The sequence below is a fragment of the Spirosoma fluviale genome, assembly GCF_900230225.1.
In the GTDB taxonomy this organism is placed as follows: domain Bacteria; phylum Bacteroidota; class Bacteroidia; order Cytophagales; family Spirosomataceae; genus Spirosoma; species Spirosoma fluviale.
Window position 1 is genome coordinate 882,673 of sequence record NZ_OCNH01000001.1, and the last position, 22,032, is coordinate 904,704.

18 protein-coding genes are annotated in these 22,032 nt (G+C 47.7%); 11 read left to right on the forward strand and 7 right to left on the reverse strand.

All coding sequences use genetic code 11. The features are described from left to right. Positions 1-7 precede the first annotated feature (7 nt). The 5 genes from CRO74_RS31800 to CRO74_RS03710 form a co-directional block, all read right to left on the reverse strand. A complete protein-coding gene (locus CRO74_RS31800) occupies positions 8-178 on the reverse strand; it encodes a hypothetical protein (RefSeq protein ID WP_218840201.1) in 171 nt (56 codons plus the stop codon). A 576-nt stretch (positions 179-754) separates the two neighbouring features. After that, a complete protein-coding gene (locus CRO74_RS03695; RefSeq protein ID WP_144035872.1) occupies positions 755-1,471 on the reverse strand; it encodes a hypothetical protein in 717 nt (238 codons plus the stop codon). Between the two features lie 200 nt (positions 1,472-1,671). After that, positions 1,672-2,292 carry a LuxR C-terminal-related transcriptional regulator gene (locus tag CRO74_RS03700; RefSeq protein ID WP_097124634.1) on the reverse strand — a complete coding sequence of 207 codons (621 nt, stop codon included), beginning with the start codon at positions 2,290-2,292 and terminating at the stop codon, positions 1,672-1,674. Between the two features lie 254 nt (positions 2,293-2,546). Then, positions 2,547-3,608, reverse strand: coding sequence for an NAD-dependent epimerase/dehydratase family protein (locus CRO74_RS03705; protein ID WP_097124635.1), 1,062 nt, complete (start codon positions 3,606-3,608; stop codon positions 2,547-2,549). A 38-nt stretch (positions 3,609-3,646) separates the two neighbouring features. Further along, positions 3,647-5,590 carry a KUP/HAK/KT family potassium transporter gene (locus CRO74_RS03710; RefSeq protein ID WP_097124636.1) on the reverse strand — a complete coding sequence of 648 codons (1,944 nt, stop codon included), beginning with the start codon at positions 5,588-5,590 and terminating at the stop codon, positions 3,647-3,649. A 532-nt stretch (positions 5,591-6,122) separates the two neighbouring features. Here CRO74_RS03710 and CRO74_RS03715 point away from each other — a divergent pair. From CRO74_RS03715 to CRO74_RS03750, 8 genes are all read left to right on the forward strand, one after another. After that, positions 6,123-6,911, forward strand: a complete 789-nt coding sequence (locus tag CRO74_RS03715) for an FHA domain-containing protein (protein WP_097124637.1) — start codon at positions 6,123-6,125, stop codon at positions 6,909-6,911. Between the two features lie 80 nt (positions 6,912-6,991). After that, positions 6,992-7,957 carry a hypothetical protein gene (locus CRO74_RS03720; protein ID WP_097124638.1) on the forward strand — a complete coding sequence of 322 codons (966 nt, stop codon included), beginning with the start codon at positions 6,992-6,994 and terminating at the stop codon, positions 7,955-7,957. A gap of 5 nt (positions 7,958-7,962) precedes the next feature. Next, positions 7,963-8,565, forward strand: coding sequence for an FHA domain-containing protein (locus CRO74_RS03725; protein ID WP_097124639.1), 603 nt, complete (start codon positions 7,963-7,965; stop codon positions 8,563-8,565). A 3-nt stretch (positions 8,566-8,568) separates the two neighbouring features. Then, positions 8,569-9,390: a PP2C family protein-serine/threonine phosphatase gene (locus CRO74_RS03730; RefSeq protein ID WP_097124640.1), complete on the forward strand. Its 822-nt coding sequence runs from the start codon at positions 8,569-8,571 to the stop codon at positions 9,388-9,390. Then, a complete protein-coding gene (locus tag CRO74_RS03735) occupies positions 9,380-10,165 on the forward strand; it encodes a caspase family protein (RefSeq protein ID WP_097124641.1) in 786 nt (261 codons plus the stop codon). Before CRO74_RS03730 ends, CRO74_RS03735 begins: the two co-directional genes overlap by 11 nt. Positions 10,166-10,198: 33 nt before the next feature. Then, on the forward strand, positions 10,199-12,418 hold the full coding sequence (locus CRO74_RS03740) for a serine/threonine-protein kinase (protein WP_097124642.1): 2,220 nt from the start codon (positions 10,199-10,201) through the stop codon (positions 12,416-12,418). A 10-nt stretch (positions 12,419-12,428) separates the two neighbouring features. Beyond that, entirely contained in the window at positions 12,429-13,337 is a 909-nt protein-coding gene (locus CRO74_RS03745) for a tetratricopeptide repeat protein (RefSeq protein WP_097124643.1), read from the forward strand. 35 nt (positions 13,338-13,372) lie between these two features. Next, entirely contained in the window at positions 13,373-15,037 is a 1,665-nt protein-coding gene (locus CRO74_RS03750; protein ID WP_245877749.1) for a LamG-like jellyroll fold domain-containing protein, read from the forward strand. 6 nt (positions 15,038-15,043) lie between these two features. Here CRO74_RS03750 and CRO74_RS03755 read toward each other — a convergent pair whose 3' ends face one another. Then, entirely contained in the window at positions 15,044-15,835 is a 792-nt protein-coding gene (locus tag CRO74_RS03755; protein ID WP_097124644.1) for a hypothetical protein, read from the reverse strand. Next, positions 15,832-16,419, reverse strand: coding sequence for an RNA polymerase sigma factor (locus CRO74_RS03760; protein ID WP_097124645.1), 588 nt, complete (start codon positions 16,417-16,419; stop codon positions 15,832-15,834). The genes CRO74_RS03755 and CRO74_RS03760 overlap by 4 nt, the downstream gene beginning before the upstream one ends. Positions 16,420-17,138: 719 nt before the next feature. On the opposite strand from CRO74_RS03760, the gene CRO74_RS03765 reads away from it, so the two are divergent. The 3 genes from CRO74_RS03765 to CRO74_RS03775 are packed head-to-tail and all read left to right on the forward strand — an operon-like array spanning position 17,139 to position 21,800. Further along, positions 17,139-18,989: a hypothetical protein gene (locus tag CRO74_RS03765; RefSeq protein ID WP_097124646.1), complete on the forward strand. Its 1,851-nt coding sequence runs from the start codon at positions 17,139-17,141 to the stop codon at positions 18,987-18,989. Positions 18,990-19,040: 51 nt separating this feature from the next. Continuing rightward, entirely contained in the window at positions 19,041-19,754 is a 714-nt protein-coding gene (locus CRO74_RS03770) for a glycosyltransferase family 2 protein (protein WP_097124647.1), read from the forward strand. Positions 19,755-19,790: 36 nt separating this feature from the next. Then, positions 19,791-21,800, forward strand: a complete 2,010-nt coding sequence (locus CRO74_RS03775; protein WP_097124648.1) for an ArnT family glycosyltransferase — start codon at positions 19,791-19,793, stop codon at positions 21,798-21,800. The last annotated feature ends 232 nt before the right edge of the window (positions 21,801-22,032 follow it).

The window sequence follows — 22,032 nt, forward strand, 5'->3', positions numbered from 1 at the left end:
CATCCCATTATACCAGCGGCACCAGCTGCTGCAACAATAGGAATGGCAGCTCCTGCTGTAACGAAAGCCGAACCTCCAAAAAAATAACCAAGTACCCCACACCACAGGCTACTCCTGTTGCTATATCGCCCGCAGAACCTCCTTTAATTGACATTTCAGAATGTGCTAATTTTCTCATTCGATTTATCTGTATATTCTTTACCTACTCTCTTCAAAGGCTTTTCGGTATCCGCCTTTGTTGCGCGTCAACGATACAAAGGTGGAGGATGAAATGGCCCGATGCATGATTAAACTTGCTCATATTGGGCATCAAATTTGCTCGTAGCCTACCTATGGCTTCTAACCATATTATACTATGAAAGCTTGATCCATTGTGAAAAATTAGGAATATTGTGTAATCTCCTAATGAACTTGGTAGGATAAATAATATCAATCGTATTTTTCTAACAATATTTCTTCTACCTAGATAAGGCAAGTTTAGCCTCATCTAGGTAGAAGAAATATTGTTAATCTTCATAATAAAACCTCTTCCTTTGTTCCGTGAAAGGAATTAAAGACATCAGAAAGTCTTTCAAGGTGAATTTCAAGTATATTCCCCTTAATATTGATACTACAGGAATATAGAAGGCTATAAAGTAGATTATATAACTTATGAAGAATTTATCTCCTTCTCCTTCTTGAACAAACCAAGAGATTATACTAATAACAAATACAGGTATCAGTATTGAAAACCAATAATTTTTTTTTGTCATGTTTAAAAATGATTTACAGATGCGCTTATCGCACACCCTACACCTACCGCAATAGCACACGCCCCTCCCCAAGCCATACAACCTATAGTAGCAATACTACCTGTTATCGACCCATCAGTCATTTGATTAGCTACAGTTCCAACACATTTGGCCCAGTTACCTATGTATCCACTAACTCTTGCATTAGGATTAGGTATGTTAAACGATTTAGCTGATACAAGTTCTCCGTTTTTGTTCACAACAATTTTTGCAACAAGAGTTCTAGTCAAGTCATAATAAGATAATTCAGTTCTATTGCCATCAGAAAAAATCTTCGTAATCAAACCATCATTCATTGCAGTTGATCCATCATATAGAGATGAAAATATATATTTAGTTCCATCTTTTGTAACAGTAGATGCAGATACCGATTTTGCTGAGGTATTTTCAAAATAAATTTCCTCTAAATTTTCAAAATTAAAAGTTATATTGCTTAGATCTAGAGTTTCTGATCCTGCACTTATTCTGGAATTTGAGTTAATAGATACAACCTTGTTGAAAAATGTAGCGAACTCTTTTTTAGTCGATTGATTTGTTACAAACGCACTGTGTTTTACAGTGTACAGAGATACATTATTATCTTTTACTGGATTCATTATTTCATTTTCTGTTGAAGAACAAGCTACCAACATAATCGCAAAGATAATAGAAGTGGAGAAGCGAAGTTTTAAGTTATTCATTATAAGGATTATTTCTTGCTTACCTACTCTCTTTTCAGGCTTTTCGGCATCCGCCTTTGTTGCGCGTCAACGATACAAAGGTGGGGGATGAAACAGCCTAAAACATGATTAAACTTGCTCACATTGGGTAGCAAATTTGCTCATATTAGGATAGGTGAACTTGCCTATGACTTACCTATATTTTTAAGCATACTTGTACGTCACTGACTTAATTCCTCGCGATGAAGCAGCACAAAGCGGGTTAGGCTACCCGGCCCGCCGGTCACGTTCAATTTTTGTGAGATTTTGGCTTTATGATTGTTTACGGTCTTTTCACTGATAAACAAGACGTCGGCAATTTGTGGGCCGGTCTTGCTCTCGGTCATTAGTTTTAACAACCGTCGCTCACCGGGCGTCAGTTCATGGAAGCCGGGCAGGGGCTCTTTTATGGTATAGCCGGTTTGGGTTTGTAGCAATGAGGATTTATAAAACCGTCCGGCTTTAAGCGTAATCAGGCAGTCTGCCAACTCATCAAGGGTGCAAAGCACATCGAACTCCAGGTTGTCGAGCACCGCCCATAGCGTATTGGTCATGACCGTTTCGGGTATCAGACAAACAACAATGTAAGTGTTAGGGCTGGCTGCTCTAATGGTTGTGAATAGGGCAGGGTCTTCGAGATGGTCGTTGGAAATGAGGGCAAAGCCCGGTGACTGGGCCACAATCTGTTCCTGAAACAGACGTATAGTCGTTGGGGGGATTCGCCAGTTTAGTGCGGCTTCATCAACAGCGGCAGCAATTTTGAGTACGGTAGAACGGCGGTGGCATAAAGCAAGTAACGACATGGATACTGAGCGACTATGTGGAAAGTTAACATTAGGATGTGGAGGAGTCGCTAAGGTAAATTATTTTGTAGCCATTAAGTACATAATTGTTTATTTATTCTTATGAGTGTAAATATAATAATCTGTATATAGCTGAATAATAATGGGTTAGGTTATTTTAAACTTGCGTACTTGCCCTACTTGTATGTACCTGGATTGTGAGACCGCAAAAACATAAAACGGGGTGCAACTCTGCGTCACACCCCGTTTTATGTTTACTTCAAAATCGGTTCCAGCGCGGCACGATTTTCCTTGAGCCATTCGTGAATATCCGTCACGATCTCGCGGATACCGAGTTCAGGTTTCCAGCCCGTCAGGTTCGTAACATTTGTGTTGTCTGTAATGTATAAGCGAATATCGGCGGCCCGGTTTTCGGCAACCTGGCTAATCGGGATCGTTTTACCCGTTACTTCCTGACAGATTTTGGTCAGTTCCTGCAACGAGGCACTGCTTTCTACGCCACCACCCGCGTTCAGAATCTGGCCGTCAACTTTATCAAGATGGTGAAGTTCCCAGTCGATCAATCGGTACAGATCGGCGATGTGGAGCATGTCGCGGGTTTGTTTACCCGTTCCACCATACCCAATATACGCCAGTTGCTGTTCGAAGAAGTGCTTGGCAATCCAGAGTACCATTACGCCCTGATCGACTTTACCCATTTGCCACGGACCCGTGATCACCCCACAGCGGTTAATGACCGTTTTCAGGCCGTAAAACTCGTTGTATTCCTGAATAAGCAGTTCGGAAGCCAGCTTGGTTGTGCCGTAGAGCGACCGGGCTCCTGTGAGCGGAAAGTCTTCCGCAATTCCCTTTGAGGATACACCCGGAACGGGCTGGTCATCGGTCAGCACAAAACGCGTATCGGCCTCCTCAAAATTGAGGGTTTCGATGGTTTTGATCGGGTACACCCGACTCGTCGAGAGGAAGATAAAGTTGGCTTTATGCTTCAGTGTGTAGTTGAGGCAGTTGACCGTACCAAACAGATTGGTGTTGATGAGGTAGTCCGGCGTACCGTCTAGCCCGGCCAGTACCGACGGTTCGGCGGAGGCTTCAATGACGGTATCGACAGCGGGCAGGGCATCAAAATCTTCTTTATTGCGAATATCGCCGTGGAGAAACTCGATACCAGCGGCTTTCAGACGCGCCAGACTCAGTTCAGAACCACGACGTTTAAGATTATCAAGCGCAAAAATCTGGTACTGCGGATAATTCTGTTTAAGCGAAATGGCGAGCGATGCGCCAACGAATCCGGCACCGCCGGTAATGAGAATTTTCATGTGTAGTGTGTAGAGACGCAATACCTTGCGTCTCCACGTTAAGATGTAATTCGTTTTAACTGCACGTTCTCGACCGGGCGAATAACGAGGGGTACTTTCTCGATCTTAACCGAGCTGCTGTCGAGACCAAACCAGCGATCTTCGGGAGTGGTGAAGCCTTTAATTGTGAAGTAAATATTCATGATGAAGCGTTCACGGGCAGGCAGTTCATTTTCGAACGATAAGAATTTTTCCAGAACAACGAAGCGGAAGTCGCCAATAACATTCTGACGGCTCAGTGATTCATAGCGACTGGTGATGTCCACTTCTTTATTTTTCACCATGTCTTCGATCACCTTGCGAAAGAACAGGTTGATGCGTTGTTCTACTCGGAAACCGAGTTTAAACGTCACTTTGTAGGCGTCGTCGGGCGCAATGGTGTTCACTTTATACTCCATCGTGTACGGGTCGTCTGTCGTATCGACGTGGACAAACCAATAGATGTCGGCGCGTTTGGGGCGTTTCTGAAAGATGGAATAGATGATTTTGGATTCGATTTCCGACTGCCGGGCCGCGTTGCTCATGAATACAATGTGGGTGGCGTATTTCGGGATACTAATGTCGCGGCTAAGCTCTTTAATAGCCTGGGTGTACTGATCGATACGGACGTATTCGGTCAGTCTCAATTTAATCTGGAAGGCTCTCAGCCAGATAATCATGACGGAGGCCATCATACCGGCAATCAGGATCGATACCCAGCCGCCATGCGTAAATTTAGCCAGGTTGGCTACCAGGAAGCAGCTTTCCAGCGATAGATAAAAGATAAGGAAAAAGACGGTTAGCCAGGCATTGTATTTATGTGAATACAGATAGTAGCTAAATAGAATTGTGCTCATCATCATGGTCAGCGTAATGGCCAGGCCATAGGCAGCTTCCATCCGTGAGGACTCCTGAAAGTAAAGAACAACCCCAACGCACCCGGCAAAGAGCAGCCAGTTGATACTGGGAACGTACAATTGACCCTTTTGATTGGACGGGTACCGCAGCCGAACCTTCGGCCAGAAGTTAAGCCGAATCGCTTCGCTGATGAGCGTATAGGCTCCTGTTAACATGGCCTGACTGGCAATGACGGTAGCTGCCGTGGCAACACCGATGCCAATGAGCAAAAACCATTCGGGCATAAGTCCGTAAAACGGATTCCGTTCGCCTAATGGCTGACCAACAAGGTTTTCGACGAAAGCACCCTGGCCGAAATAGTTTAGCATCAGACAGGCTTTGACATAAACCCAGCTAACACGAATATTGGACCGACCGCAGTGACCCATGTCAGAGTAGAGGGCTTCTGCACCTGTAGTTGATAGAAAAACGGCCCCCAGCAGCCAGAAACCGCCCGGATACCCGGTCAGGAAATCAAAGGCATACATGGGGTTGAGCGATGCCAGAATGGTCAGGTCATCAAAAATATGGATGATCCCCAGTGTGCCCAGCATCGTAAACCAAATCAGCATAATGGGGCCAAAGGCCGTACCCACGACGCTGGTACCGAATGTCTGGATTAGAAACAGGAAGGCCAGAATGCCCAGCACAATAGGAACGGTGGGAATATCCGGGTAGATAATTCGCAGGCCTTCTACCGCCGATGAGACGGAAATAGGCGGAGTAATAATACTATCTGCCAGCAGGGAACTACCGCCTATGATAGCCGGTATTGTCAGCCATTTTGCATGACGGCGAACCAGTGCATAAAGAGCAAAAATACCTCCCTCACCCCGGTTGTCGGCGCGCAGGATCAGGATAACATATTTAATCGTGGTTTGGAGTGTGACGGTCCAGAAAATACAGGAAAGGGCTCCTCGAACAACATCAGCTCTAATTGGCTCAGTTGTACCTACTATCGACCTCAAAACGTATAAAGGCGAAGTGCCTATATCGCCATAAATGATACCCATGGCCACCAGCAAACCGGCAGCCGAAATAGTGTCTATATGTTTTTTGTCTTCCATAAAATGGGCTATCGCCTTCTTGCTTACGAGCGGGTCAAAACGGCGCAAAGATAACCGATGTTTGCCTTATTTACTGTTTTTTAGCTGAAAGTTACCTGCGAGCAGTACCCGGCAAATGGGTTAAAATGAGAAGTATTCGTTCTGGTAAGCGAAATCGGTTAAAACCGGATCATTGGCGTTAACGTACATATACTAGTTCTATCACACAAGCTCCTGGGGTTTGTTTAATTAGGTGTGTTTGGCAGATGGCCCGTTTACTAAGCGGGCCATCTCTTTAATGAATCTGCTGTTTTGGATAAGAAGTTTCAAAAGCCATTCAGAGTGTAACCTAAACTTAGGAGACGTAAAAACAGGTTTAACGATAAATGAGTAAATGGCTCTATACCGTGAACTATTTAGATTCTATTGTAAAGAAAGTAACCTATATTTAGCTAGGTTTTAGTTAAAGAACCGATATAAGAAATAATAAAAAAATAGTCATATAAAGAGCTTTTTGTAGTGTATCTTGCTCATCAGTACGTAGTATTTATCCATGCCACTGCCATCCATAAATGAGAGTAAACTCGAACAATTTATTGACGAGTTAAGCCACCTGCCTGCCTATACGATAGGTCGAAGTGTTGACAATCAAATTATTATTCCGGATAGCAAAGTCAGTGGGCACCACGCCCAATTGATCCATTGTACGCCCGGGAACTTCATACTTGAGGATCTTCACAGCAAAAATGGTTCGTTTGTTAATGGACTGAGGATCCGCCGGAAACTTGTAAGTGATCAGGATTCAATTCGATTGGCCGAGACAGAGACAAGCTGTCAGCAACTGATAGCTTCGTTGACGGATAAGCCTGCCCAACCACTTGTTAACGCACAGCCTGTTCCCGTACAGGATAGTCAAAAGCCGCCTGCCGATTCGAGGAGTGTTGTACAACCACTCGACTTCACGGTTTCATTTGCGGAGTTGAAACTGGTTTATGAACAATATCCCAAAATGCGTCGGGATTGTCGTAACCGGGAAAAAATGATTCGAACGGGTAGCGTCATCCTTTCCTCCATTGTGGGTATCAGTGCTGTCCTCTCCACCGGCGGGGGCGCTTTGCCCTTTATTCAGATCATGTCGGGGGCAGGGCTAAGTATGCTTATTCCTACCTTAAGTTCCAGCCTGTTATCGACCGACGAGAAGCTGGAGCTAATCGACAAAGAATACCGCGAAGTGTACCGGTGTCCTAATCCGGCTTGCCGCGATCCATTTGGTACACGCGATTGGGACCTTCTGGCAACCCAGAAGACGTGTCGCCGTTGTCAGGCGATCTGGGTCAACTAAAAAAAGGTTGCCGTTCCCACTTACCTTTTCCTGTCAGCTCAGATATACTGGCAACTTACAACACATTGTTTCCATCGACCATGTCACAACTTTCCAATCCATCCGACTTATCAACGGACACCTATTCTATGCCACAACCAACTACCCCCACAAAATCTGGCCTTAGCACTAACCAGAAAAAATTACTGGCCATCTCTTCCGCTACTTTGTTAATGGGTGGGGCTGCCTGGGCCATAACAAGAGGGCCAGGTTTACATACGTCTACGCCTTCTGCACCAGCTCCAGGTGAATCCACGACAGACGTAGCCTCTCTGGATAAACCAGTTGCTTTACCAACGGACATCGACGTAGCCGGTAAGGTGGTCGACGCCATGTCCTTTGATCAGGCTTTCGAAACGGCTCGTAAGGAAGTGGGCATGGGTGGTGTCTTTAGCTGGCATGGACGCTGGTACAATACCTTTGAGAAAGACGAATGGAGCAGTCTTTCGCTCGAACAACGTCAGGAATTCACGGAACTGATTACGCAGGAAGAACTACCTGTTAAGCCTTACAAACAGGCTTTGGCCGGAACGCCCGCTACCCATCATCTGGCCGAAGCCGCCGAGCCAACCATTATCGAAGGATATTTAAACGGACAGCGCGTGATGGGACTCGATTTCGATCGGGATGGTATTATCGATACGCTGGTGATGGAAGGTACCGACGGATATACCTACCGGATTGTCGATCGCCGTGGTGATGATGGCTTGGATACAATCCTGCGCTTTGATTCGCTGAACGGTGAACTGGTAGAGGTCAGAAAGATTGACCATCCCTATGTGTTAAGCAACGACCAATTTAGCCAAAATATGGAAGCCAGCATGGGCAAAGAAGTGGTCGATTCCATACTTGAGCCAGAACTGGTTGACCCTACGCCAGCTGCACCGGCAGATGAACATCTCCTTAATAAAACCGAGGAAGACGATGACACTGTGTATCTGGCCGATTCGCATGAGTCCGACGATACCTACGTCAACGATGGGGATGTTCACGACATGGACGAATAACAGGCATGAGCGGATTTAAAACAACACTTATTGACTGCCAGGCGTGTGGCCGTCGGATTATGGTTCGTGCCGCAGATGCAGAACGCGGGTCAATTGCGTGTTCGCATCTGGGTTGTGGGGCCGTCAATATCCTGTCGGCCGCTTTTCAGTATGACGAGAATATCGTACATGGTTTGCCCGCCTTTGGGAAGCTCACTTACCTGGGTGATTCCCAACTGATTTATCCGCTTCAATTCGGACGCAACACTTTAGGAACGTCGGATGCCTGCACTGTTCAACTGAATCGATTTATGCACAATGGCCGGTGTTACATTAGCCGTCGACACTGCACCTTAACCGTCACCTTCGACAAGTGGACCGGTCAGTTACGCTATCATTTGCAGGATGGGGCTGTAGATAACCAGGCACAAACCCATCAATACAGTCTGAATGGGACAAGGCTGAACGCCACTCCCTTGCAGAAGACAGAGATTGTTGATGTTGAAAACGGGGGGATTTTTACCCTTGGTGGCGTTGATAGCTTTCGCCTGTCGCATTACGTGATTCCCTCGGCCATGCTAGACACCTATAAAGTCGAGCTGGATTTTAACCCCGACCGTACTCAATAATTTATGAAGATTTACCCAACATTTCCATTGGCTTTTTCGCATACCGGCCAGCGGACCAATAACCAGGATTCGCTGCATCCTGCCGTCAGTAAAGCAACTGAGCAAACCCAGCTTTTTGTTGTTTGCGATGGAATAGGCGGTGCCGATAAAGGAGAAGTGGCCAGTCAGCTGCTGTGTGACACCGTAGCCGACTATGCCCTGGCGATGAGTAATCCCATGCTGGATGCCGTTCACATACAGGTTATCCTTAATCGGGCTTACGAGGCTTATCGGACCTATCTGGCCCAGCACCCTTTACTGAGCCGGATGGGCTCAACGCTGGCGTTGCTGCAACTGCACCAGCAGGGCGTTACCGTCGTTCATATCGGCGATAGCCGGGTGTATCAGCTGCGAGGGGGGAAGGTCATTTTTCAAACGAAGGATCACCGACAGGTCACCGATATGGTAGAGGCTGGCATCATTACAGCCACGCAAGCCTTAACCCACCCCTGGCGAAATCGGCTGAGTCGGGCGGTAATGGCCAGCGTAACGGATAAGGAAGACGAGCCTGTAAAGCTCATGGCCGATGTCGTTATGCTGACCGATGTTCAGGCGGGCGACTACTTTTTTCTGTGTACCGATGGTGTGCCCGAAGCCGTCGATATCTATATGCTGGAAACTATTCTGGCCAGCAACATGCCCGATCAGGCTAAATCTGAGTCGTTACAGGCTCTTTGCAGTACCCATTCGAAAGATAACTACTCGGGTTATCTGATCGGGATCAGTTATGTAGCGCATACCGAACCGAAGCCGGTTATTCAGACCATTACCAATTATGCTGACTAAGCTACTCCTGGCGTTTGGCTTGTTGCTGAGTAGTCAGCAACAGGTATTTGCCGGACAGACCTATGCCGTTGTTGTTGGAATTTCCGACTACGAGGCACTCTCCTATGCAACCGGTGATCTGCGGTTTGCCGACCGGGATGCCCGGCAGTTTGCTGCATTTCTGCAAAGCAAATCGGGGGGGAGTGTGCCCGCAGCCAACATTCGGCTGCTGACAAACCGGCAGGCTACACAGGCCGCTATTCTACAGCAGCTTAACGTGTTCCGGCAGGCAACCGAAGCGGATCGAATTATCCTCTATTTTTCGGGACATGGTATGCCGGATAGTTTTGTGCCCTATGACGTTGTGCCCGGCAATCCCGCTGGTTTACTCACGTATCGGGACATAAAAGCCGCTTTTTACCAGTCCAGCGCAACGACAAAATTATGCATTGCCGATGCCTGTCTATCGGGCGGGATGAGCCGGAAAGGGGTAACTCAGCGCAACTCGGGGCAGATTGTTACCCAAAATACGGCCGACCGCAGCAATGTAGCCATGATACTGGCCAGCCGATCCACCCAGTCGGCCGTTGAGGATGGTCGGTTAGGGGGTGGGGCGTTTACGTATTTTTTGCTGCGGGGCCTGTCCGGTCAGGCCGACCTTAATGGGAACGGAATTGTCACGATAAAAGAATTACATCAGTACATCTCTCCGCAATTGAAAAAGCGAACGCAGGGACGGCAAACGCCCATGTTTTACGGCCGTTTTTCGGATAATCTGCCGTTGGCCTATCATTGATCTCAATTTATGATTGCAACTTAACCGAATGCGATGAATCAATCGTTTACTACTTTTCAGGACTTCCGGAAACGCTACCCAATTCGCCCTAATGATAAGGAGGCCTTGTTGGGTAGCGGCTCGTATGGCCGGGTGATAAAAGTCGAAGACCAGATAGATACCGAATGGGTAGCGATAAAAATCAGCGAGTTTAAGGGCAACGATACCAAATCACTGAGAGCTGAAGTCGAACTGGCCAAACGGGTGCCCCCGCAGACTAACATAGCCCGCTACGATGCCTGTTATCGATTCGAAACCGATACCAGCGTTAGTGATTTTGCCATCATGAAATATTACCCGGATGGCAATCTGGCCGACTTGCTGCGAAAGGCCCCTCTAACGCCCACCCAGATCTACGACATCACACAGGGTATCCTGCTGGGGCTTCAGCACCTGCATAAAATCAGGATTGTTCACCGGGATTTCAAACCGGCTAACATCCTGATTTCGCGGGATAATGCCGGGCGGTTTATTCCGAAAATTGCTGATTTCGGGCTTAGCAGACTGGTGAGCGAGGATGAACTGGACAGTTCAGATTTCGACCTGAGCGATGGCCGTGGTACCCCGTCGTACAAAGCACCCGAGCAGATTGAAGGGAGCCGGGTGAGTTTCAACCTCGACTTATGGGCTTTTGGCGTCATTTTGTACGAAATCATGACGGGCGAGAAGCCATTCAAATCCGACCTGCGCAACAGCAGTGAACAGTCTGTTCGGCGGGAGATCGAGAAGAGAATCATTACCGTTCAGTTACCCGCCCGCCTGGACCATATCGCCGAACCGTACCAGGCCATGATTCGCCGGTGTTTAGTGCGGGATATTCACGAACGGGTCCGTAAAGAGGACGAATTGCTGGACTTACTGGACTCCATTCCGCAGCTTCTGGTCGACGCCCGTAAGCTGGTTAACGCGCAACGCTACGACGAAGCCCACGACTTGTTTGACCAGATACTTGCTAAACGTGAACAGAATACCGAAGCACTGAACGGAGTTGAGCAGTGCAGAAAAGCGATTCAGGAACGGAAGATTACGGAGTTGCTGACAGAAGCCGGGCGGCTGGTTGCTCAGCAGCTTTTTGAACCGGCCAAAAGCTGCTATGAACAAGTGCTGGGGAGTGAGCCAACGCATGAAGTGGCTATTCGTGGACTAGCCTTTTGCATTGAGCAGTTACGACCTCAACCAAAAGTTGAGGAACCCGAGTTGACCGATGCGTACGGAACGGATGCCTACATAGAGGAGCGTACCGACGTTTTTGAGGAGCCCAGTTCACCCGTCATCACTCCACCGGTTGCCAAGCACAAACCCACAATTGAAACCAACTTACCGCCTAAACGGGTAGCGAGTCCATCTGCTCAACGGGAAGTGGCTCCGTTACCGCCGGTTTTGCCGCCTGTTACGACTACGCCGGGCCGGATTTTCCCGTGGAAGATTATCGTTCCGGCAGCTATTGTTCTGGGTGGTCTGGTTTGGGGTATCAACTCATTTAGCACAAAGACTAGTTCTTCTAAAAAGATAGACAGTGTATCGACAGCAGGGTCTAGTCCGGATGCTGGTACTAAACCTGATGTACCAGCGGGATCGTCGAAAACAGGTGTAATAGAACCCAAGCCTGGTGAATCAAAGGAGGCACTTGATAGGCGAATTGATGTTGCGCTTGGCAAAGCCCGGCAGGCTAATCAGCGTAAAGACTATGATCGCGTAATTGGTTTGACAAGCAGTGCCTTACAGCTTGACCCTGATCGCAAAGATGTGGCCAATTTGTATAAAGCCGCCATCGACGCAAAGAAAGCTATGGCTACGGGTCCACAAACGTTGTCAGTAACGCCACAAGTAGAGTCTCCCAGGCCGCCTGTACCCGAGCCGACTAAGCCTGATGAAAATAAAACCAAGGAAGATGCCAACAGCAAACGGCTAAAAGAAAAACAGCTACAGCAGGAGACGTACGATGAACTCATTGAGGAAGGTGTCAAAGCCATAACTAGCGGAAACAACAAAGCCAAAGCCATTGATGCTTTTAGCAAGGCGCAGGTACTGGCTAAGGAGCACGACTTGAATACGGCCAAAGCCGACGTTGCCTTTACAAAATATATGGCAAAAGCAAACAACATCTTTGCAACCGATGAGTTCGAGGGAGCCAAAGAATGGTATAAGGTAGCGCGGGCGCTGAAAGACACCGAGGAAGTCCGCCGGAAAATTAAACAATCCACAAATCAGTAAAATCAATTCTATGCGTAAACTAATACACCCGTTGACCCTGATGTTGTTGCTGACCGTGTTTCTGACGCCCGCCCTGCGGGTGAGGGGCGGAAATCCGGGGACGGCCCAAGTCGTTGCCGTCGATGAGGAATATGACCGGTACCGAAAAAGAGGGGATGACCTATTTAAAGAAGGGAAGTATCTCGAAGCCCGCCGACAGTACCAGAACTGTCTGGAGGTGCCGGGCTTTGAAAACGACACTTATGCCAAAGAGCAGATTCAGGAGTGTACGACCGGACTGACTTTACGCAAGCAGGCGGATGATGCCATACGGCAGGGGAAGGGAGCTGAAGCACTCAAGTTGATGAATCAGCTACTTAATTTGAACCCCGACGATCTGATCACAAAGGGTCAGTTCGCGGATTATTATGAGCGCGAAGGCAACCAGTTTTTCAACCAGAAACAGTATGTTGCGGCCCGAGAAAGCTACACAAAAGCGCTTAATTACACGAATACCCGCCAGGAAACGCTTCGTCTTCAAATTCAAACGATTGACAGCATCTCAAGACCCTCAAAACAGGTTGGTTTGAAAGTAGTTACGGGTTTGGTGGCGGTTGGTGCCGGGGCGTATGCCTTACTTCTCCGGAATGATTACAACACGAAACTGAGCGCCCTGAACCAGATCAGCCAAACCGCCGACCCTACCGGTAGTGGTACCATTGACACCCCGGACGCGTATCGGCAGTACAACGAAGCTTACCGTGCCGCCGAAGCCGCACAACAGAAAAATGGCTTGTTTAAAGCCTGCGTGGGTGTGGCCGCTGTAGCCACCGTAGCCGAATTGTATCTGTTGCTGCACAAACCTAAGCCGAAGACCACCGCGTTGCAGTGGAAACCATCGTCGCAGTCGTGGGGACTGGCCATTGGGTATACGTTTTAATTGCCTATTCATACCATATAAACTTCTTACTCAGAATGAATCGATTCTTTACCTATGTACTTTGTTTTCTGCTCGCCTGTAGCAGTGGAGTACTGATTTTAAGTTGCAACCCGTGGGACTTGCCGACAAAAAAGTCGCAGCGCGAGTGCGTTAAGCCATCGGGTACACTCAATGCGCAGTCTCAACAGCGGATTGTGGATTTTTCGATCAGCGGCAGCAGCGGAACCATCGACAAAGTGATTTGGGATTTCGGTAATAACGCCACCGCAGTCACGACCGGCCTAACGACTAAATACACGTATCCGGCCAATGGTACCTACACCGTAAAGGCTACCCTCACGAATAGTTGTGGTCTTGAAACCACGCTTCAGCAGGTCATTACGGTAAGTGATGCCGTGCCGCCTACGGTAACGTTGCAGGCTATCACGACGGTTTTTGTTACATCTGCCACAGCCGGGATGACCATAACCGCCAATGGTAACGCCACCATTACCAGGTATGGAGTATGTTATTCGGCTACGAAGCAATTACCGGAAGTCGATGCAGAGCAAACGTCGTCGTTCTTTACTACAGCCCCTCTCAATGCAGCGTTACCCGTTTCGCTTACAGGGCTTCAGCCAAATACGCTATATTATGCCCGAAGTTTTGCTACAAACTCAGCAGGAACTGGGTATAGTCAACCGGTTCAACAGTTTCGGTCTGGCCAAAGACCCTCTGTGTCCAGTAATGGCACTCCGGCAACAGGTACGTCTACGGCAACGGTAGGCTTTGTCCTGAATAATGCGGGGAACCCGGCTGCCGTAGAGTACGGCATTTGTTATTCCAGCACCAACACCACGCCGGATGTTGCCACGTCATCCGTTACTATTGTTACCAGTCCGGCAGTAGGGGCTACTGTGCCAGTTAATCTCAGTAATCTAACACCTAATAAAACTTACTATTACCGACCATACGCTAAACTGCCATCGGGCGAAGTGGTGTATGGTGACGTCATGACGTTTACTACTCTGGTAGATACTGTCTCGCAGGATTTGATTGCTTCCGTGTCCTTCACTGATCGGTCGCTTCAGGATGTTAGTGGCTTCAACAACCACGTGAAGCTCGTTAATAATCCCACCTTTACTACGGATCATAATGGGCGGGCGAACTCGGCTATTCTGCTCAATGGTTCGGGCGATTATTTCTACATGGAGGATAATAACACGCTGAATCCAGATGCCATGACCGTTAGTTTGTGGATTAAACCGGAAGCTATAGTAAAAAGTAACGATCGCATGCAGATTTATAATAAATCCCGCTTCAGCGATGGCCTGCCCCAAACATACAGCTCCTTAATCAAACTGGAAAATGACATAGGTCCTGCTTATACGTTCATGACGGATATTAAACAAAACAGTAATTGCGAAGGTGGAAAGGGCTGGCAGGATTTGGCATTTACCAGTCCGGTCGTCCTGAATACATGGTATCATTTAGTGTTTACCTACAGCGGCCGGTCGGCTCGGATGTACTTTAACAACGTCCTTGTGTTCAGGACGGATAACCTACCGGCTACAACAATCGACAAGTGCCCCGGTGGTGAGCTTAAGTTTGGTGCCCAGTACCAGTCGCTTCCCTGGTATTTTAAGGGCGCTATGGACGATATCCGTATCTATAAACGAGCGATCACGGCGGCCGAAGTCGAAACCCTGTTCAAACAGTAGACCAGGTTACTGAATCTTAGTTAACACCTGTTTAGCCAGTGAATTGAACGGGTGGGCCTTGTTCGTGCTGATTTTCGTCAGCATGGGCAGGGCCTTCTCTTTTTGACCATTTTTGACGTAAGCCAGTGCCAGAAACCATTCCGATTTTTGCCGAATAGATAGCGAAGTGCTCGCCTGAGCTTTACTTAATAACGGAATGGCTTCGCCGGGTTGTTTATTCGCTAAGTAGCTCAGACCGAGGAAGTAGTTTTTGTAATGAATAGACTGCTGATCGGCGGGTAGGGTCTTGAGTTGGGAGATTACCGCATCGTAGTTACCTGCTTTGTATTTTTTAAGGGCATCCAGAAAACCGGTACGGGTAGCCGTTGAGAGCTTGCCCGCTGGAAAATCTTTTGTTAACTCCAAAGCCGGGTCAGAAGTGAGGGTTTCCGCAAAAGCCACATCCGCTGGTTGAGTCGTTACCTGCTGATACGTATAATATCCAACGCCCAAAACGGCAACGACGGAAGCAGCCGCAACCCAGTATCGCCAGTTGATCAACGGCCGGACAATAGGTTCCTGAACCGGTGTTTGTTCATCTCTTTCTAACTCCGCTTTGTACTGAATTTTTGCTCGTTCAACGGCCCGTTCGATTCCCAACGCCCGTAGGCCCATCCGCATGGCACGTTGCCGGTTAACCTCCGCCCGAAGCTCCGCATCCATCTGCAAATCCAGCTCGAATGAAGCCCGGTCGGTGGTGGATAATTCGTTGGTTAAATAGGCTTCAATAATATCAAATTGATCTTCCGATAACTTCATAATCCTAGGTTTGTGGCGGTTTGCTGATAAAACGATTTTAGTTTTTCGGTACAGGCATAGCGCTTCGATTTTACCGAAGACTCTTTCATGCCCAGGCGTTCGGCAATTTCCCGGAGGGATAAATCGTCGACATAAAACCACTCAATCAGTTTCCGGCATTCGTCTTTTAGCTGCCCCAGCGACTGCCGGACGGCATTAACCAGTTCCATTCGTTCTAAATCTCGGGCAACATCGGCCGTATCAATGCTGTCGATTGTATCTGGCATTACCGCTCGTTTTTGTAATCGGGCCGATTTCAATTCCGTCAGCCATACCCGTTTACAATACTCGAATACGACGGTAGTAATCCGGGTACCCGCCTGTAGCTGATAATGTCCTGTTTCTATGTTGAGCAGGAAACTGATCAGCCCTTTCTGAAAAGCATCTTCGGCATCCATCTCCGAACCACTATTCGTTAACACCCAATAGCGGAAAGACGGGTACGATTCGGCATACAAAAATGAATAAGCCCGCTCATCACGACGGCTCAAACCATCGAACAGGGCCTGGTCTGTTGAAAAAATAGGTAGTGGACGAATTGGCATAGGAGAATCGAATGAGCGAAGATAAAACCTGATTGCGTATCCTTTTCTCATTGGCCAATTATCGATGAATAGGAAATACGTGGGAAAGGTAAGTGATGGTGGCGCTGATGTTGAAAAAATTAGTGATGCACGATGGCCGATAAACGATTTTGTAAAAAAAACAGGGTTCGCCAATCACCTTTTTCAGGCGGCTCCTATGTATAGTTGAAGCTGAATTGATGTCATACTATTCGTCTATAGTTATAGTATACTTAAAACTTGTATCCATTAACTAATTTAGCTTGTGTCCACACCATAAATAAATACTTTACTTAACTTTAGGGTATAATTACCATACCCACCGTACTATTATGATTACTTCTTATATACTACTTGGCTTTGTTCAAGTTAATGATGTTAAAAGACAAAAGCTCGAAAAGGCTTTCTTACAATCGAGCCTAAGTAGCCAGGTTTCCCAGCTTTCAACAGCAAGCGATCAACCGCTGTTTCTGTAAACCTATTCAGGTGTTTGTTGCTCCACAACGTTTTCCTGTCTTCATCAGATTTCCTGTGAGCATGGACCTGTGTGCGCAATAGCGTGCCAGTATGGCACACATTTTACCAATCAACGTGTAAATCGATTAAGCGTCTGCTCGCTGAACGGACTACTTCTGTATGCATAAAGAGTTGCGTGCAGCTTCCGGAAGGCTTTCAACTTCATTATATCCACATCGTCTGACATGGTTTTTAATTTACCTCAGTCGTTTTTCAAGGCGTCACTTACATCCCGAATTTTCTGGCTTACCGGCTTACTGGTTCCCATTTTTATTCATTTCCGGACGGTTAACCAGCTGGCCGTGAATATGCCTTTTATGGACGACTATACGTTTCTGGTGGATGCTATGGTCTTTCAGCGGGGAGGTCATACGCTCCGTGAATTAATGTCCGTACTCCTGGCTCCGCACGGGCCGCATAAAGAACACATGATCGTGTTTGCCCGGTTAGCTGCCCTGCTTGATTACTTCATAGAGGGGCATGTGAATTTTAAAACCCTGTTTTTTGTGGGTAACGCCACCCTGGTCGCCACGGCATTGCTGCTTATACTTATGGCAAGGAGGGCAGGTTTGTCAGCTATTCAGGCCTTACCGCTAATTTTCCTATTGTTTCAGCCTCAGTATTACGAATCTACTATCACCTGGGCTATTTGCTCTTTACAACATTTACCGGCTCTTTTCTTCGCTTTCTTAAGTTTTTATCTGCTCTCACGTCCGTCTCGCGTGGGGTTTATTGCCAGTTTCCCAATTGCCCTGCTGGCGGTTTTTTCGAACGGCAACGGGATGGCGGTACCCATAGCGGGTTGCATTCTCTTGCTGGTTGGGGGATTTTACCGACGATTGACGGTATGGGCGCTGTTTTCGCTGGTGGTACTGTTGCTGTCACGTTATGTGTCGTCGCTCCATGAGGCAACTGTAGATTTGACGAATATAAGCCATCCCCTTCGCGTACTGGCAGGCTTCTTCCTGGCAAGTGGGTCTATGGGGGTGTTGATCACCCGTTCGCTTGTTGGATTAAGTATGCTGGGGGTGGGTATTCAGGGGATGCTGGCAATAATCGTGTTGCTGCTTATGCTTCAAATAACAACCGTTCGAAACTGGACCAGGCCTGCTATCAATTGGTTGCATCAAAAGCTACCCGCTGTCCGAAAGGTTTCGTTGAGGTTCACCACGCCAATTCGTGAGGAGGCAGTGCTGCCGTTTATCGGGTGTTACGTATATATAGCCGTTACCTTGGCTGGTATTGCGTTTGCCCGGAGTATTGGCTGGCATTATAGCCTGTTGGTGCCCCGATTCATTTGGTTTGCAACGGTACTGGTTGCGCTTGGCTACTTACTTGGTATGCTTCTGGTGTCGCCTGGGTATCGGTCGCGGGTGAGTATGGTCGTTTTAGGCCTCAGCATCCTGTTCAACCTGACCGCCTATACCTATTGTCTGGGCGAAGCGACAACCATTCATAAATCGCTCGTCAGTGATCTGCACAATTGGCGGGAGAATGCATTACTGATTACCATGCCGCCCAATGACAAGGGTTTCGATAGCTACTATAGCCTGATTGTCAGAGATGCGGTGCGGGAAGGGGTTTATCGCTTACCGCAGCCTGAGTTTGAGCCGGTACTTGCCCACCCAATGGTAGACAATCGCCTTCGGGTGGTGAAGAAAGAAAACTCGTACAGCTTTGTTGCACGTCAGTTGTACGAGCTGACAATCGATAGCGACAAACTGCCTGATTACATGGATGATGCGTGTCTGCTATTGCAGTCAGACCAGCACACATTCGTTTGGCCGATTGATCAAAGTGCTTATAAGTTAGGGTATTTTCTGATGAATGGAAAAATCCAGACAGCCAACAATGTTGCTACCCTTTATGGTGATCTACTGCCAGCAGCGCCCTATCGGCTTGGCGTTCTGTATAAACGTAATGAACACTGGCACGCGGTCTACACTCGCGAATTCGTCCAGATCAGACACCAGATTCAGCCGCCAACCGGACCATTACCAATAAGTTTACAGGCTAAGTTGCCTACCGTCCAGTAACGACAAAAACCTTCTCTGCGAATAAAAAATACCAGCCTAACTCTTTTGTGAATGAAACTATCCATTTTAATTCCTGCCTACAATGAAGAAGCAACCATTCAGACAATTCTGGAACGAGTCCTGTCTGTTAAACTTCCCGAAAACGTTGATCGCGAAGTAATCATCGTAGACGATTGCTCTCAGGACAGAACACAAACGTGTGCTCAGAACTATATTAATCAGGCTACTGGGGCATCCATTCAATACATTCGGCATGAACAAAACCAGGGGAAAGGGGCGGCCCTGTTGACCGGGATTAAAGCGGCAACCGGCGATTTTCTGGTGGTTCAGGATGCCGATCTTGAATATGACCCCATGGAGTACAGTCTGCTGCTTCAGCCGATACTCGACAACAAAGCGGATGTGGTGTTCGGATCGCGTTTTCTGGGCGGACGGCCGCACCGGGTTCTGTATTTCTGGCATTCGGTAGGGAATAAATTTCTGACGCTGCTCTCAAATATGGTTACCGACCTGAATCTGACGGATATGGAAACCTGTTACAAAATGTTTCGGCTGTCTATACTCAAGGAGATAAACCTTCAGGAAAAACGGTTTGGTTTTGAGCCCGAAATTGTCGCGAAAGTTGCCCGTATACCCGGTATTCGCATTTATGAAATTGGTATTTCCTATAGCGGAAGGACTTATGCGGAGGGTAAAAAGATTGGCTGGCGAGATGGCTTTCGGGCTATCTACTGCATTTTATACTATAATCTGTTTCGTGCCTAGCTATCCAACTCAGGGCGTTAATGCCTGTTTATTCTCATGTATATTCTGCTAGTACTGTGGTCAATCGGTAGCTTATGGTTTGGGCAATATCTACAGCGACTCCGCCATGCCCAATCAGCACCAATCCGCTACAGTTTCATTGATTCATTACTGGTCAATACTCTGGTTATTATTTTTCTGACCGAAATAGCAAGTTCATTACGTGAGCTAAATGAAACGGTGATGACGCTAGCCTGGGTAGGGGTCGCTGTTTGTTGCACGGGCTGGGCTGTTTTCCAATACAATTTGGGAGAGGGTCCCATCCGTCCCCGGTTAAGCGCCTTGTCTACGGTAGAGAAGCGGCTTCTGTGGGTAGTCGGCATTATTTCCTGCCTGACGCTGCTAACCGCTTTTGTGTACCCGCCCAATAATTTTGACTCTCTCACGTATCATATGGGGCGGATTGGACACTGGCTGCAGCAGCAAAGTGTTGAACCCTTCGCTACGCACATCGAACGGCAGTTGTATCAGCCACCTTTAGCCGAATGGATCATCATGCACACAATGCTGCTGAGCCATTCCGACCTTTGGGCTAATTCCGTGCAGTGGTTAGCAACTGCCGGCTGTTTGGTTGGGGTATCTTTGTTGAGCCATCAACTGGGTGGCTCCCGTGCCATACAAATCGCGACAGTGTTTATGGCTGTGACGATTCCCATGGTTATTTTGCAGTCGTCGTCCACACAAAACGATCTGGTCGTATCTTTTTACCTGATTGTTGTGGCCCTTTACCTGCTTCGTTATTATCAGGAGAAACGCGTCGGGAATCTAATTTGGGTCGGTCTTGCCCTTGGCGCGGCATTGCTAACAAAAGGTACTGCTTATCTATACTGTGCCCCGCTGTTGTTTAGCTGGGGAGTACTTGAACTCAGGCAGCTCTGGCTTGCGAACACAGGCTGGCAAGTTCGAATGTATGCAGTGTACAAACTAGGGCTTCGCATTTTGTTGATGGCAATATTGAGCATTGGCTTAAATGCAGGTCATTACTCACGTAACCTGCGCGTTTATGGCCATCCGCTAACGGATCCGCAAACAGAAAATGTTTATGTAAACCAGTATCATTCAGCGGGAATGATGGTGTCGAACATAAGCCGGAACCTGGCGCTCCATTTCGGATTTCCAGGTGTCAATTGGGTGGCGCAGCGGACTGTCGAAAAGCTTCACCAATGGATACACGTTGCCGTAAGCGATAGCCGAACGACCTTTCCCGGTAGCTCGTTTAGAATTCCCAGCCTGAGCAACAATGAGGATAATGCCTCGTCTTTTATCCATTTTCTGTGGCTAACAGGGAGTGTAATCTGGCTAATTCGACGAAAAAAAATACCCAACCGCACGCAATACCTGCTGCTGGCTGGCCTGCTGGCTTGTACATTCGGTTTGTTTTGTGCCTATCTTAGGTGGCAACCATGGCACAGTCGTTTGCATACGACATTATTCCTGATGGCTTCGCCAATTGGGGCTATCTGGTTAGTTCATGTGATCGAAAAAGGGGTACGGTGGCCGTTGGCACTATTCCTTGGCTCGGCTACCGCTTTCGTGATGACGAACCCCATTCGTCCACTTATTACACTGCCTCCGCTAACGTATCCCGTTTCGTTCCTCGATGGGCGGGCGATTAATTACTTCGTTAATGAGCGTCATTTGTACAGTAAGTTTGATCAAATCACAACGATGCTAAATCAGCAGCATCAGGATTCGTTAACCGTCGGCCTCATTCTTAACGAAAACGATTTTGACTACATGTGGTACCAACAGGTACGACGGCCAGCCCGGTTTTACCATATTCGGGTAACGACATCCAGCCAGTCGCTGGACCCCCAGCCAGCCGTAAACTATGTTATTTCAATGCAGTGGGGAAAAGATACCCTTCATTATGGCGGCAGGGTATACCGGAGATTACAGCCAAGAGGTGAAAAGGTCGTTCTCTTCGCCCTCCAGAAAGGTAGTGGTTATACTAAAAAAGGCATACCGGCTATCGCTGCCCGACCTTCTATAGAAGCCAAGTTATAAATGTGCCCGATAGCCTGATTCGGTTGCTAGCCTGTAATTGACGCAAGCCTTCTTCTGTAAAAGCAGGAACTGATTGATCCCCTCTGAAAAGCATCATCGCCCTAGTACGGCGGCTTAAAACATCGCATAAAGCTTGATTTGTTTGAAAATCGATGGAGAGCCACTCACCTTTTCATAGCACCTCCTATGTATACCTGAAACAAAGTTCTTTTAGGCAATCAAATTATAGCCA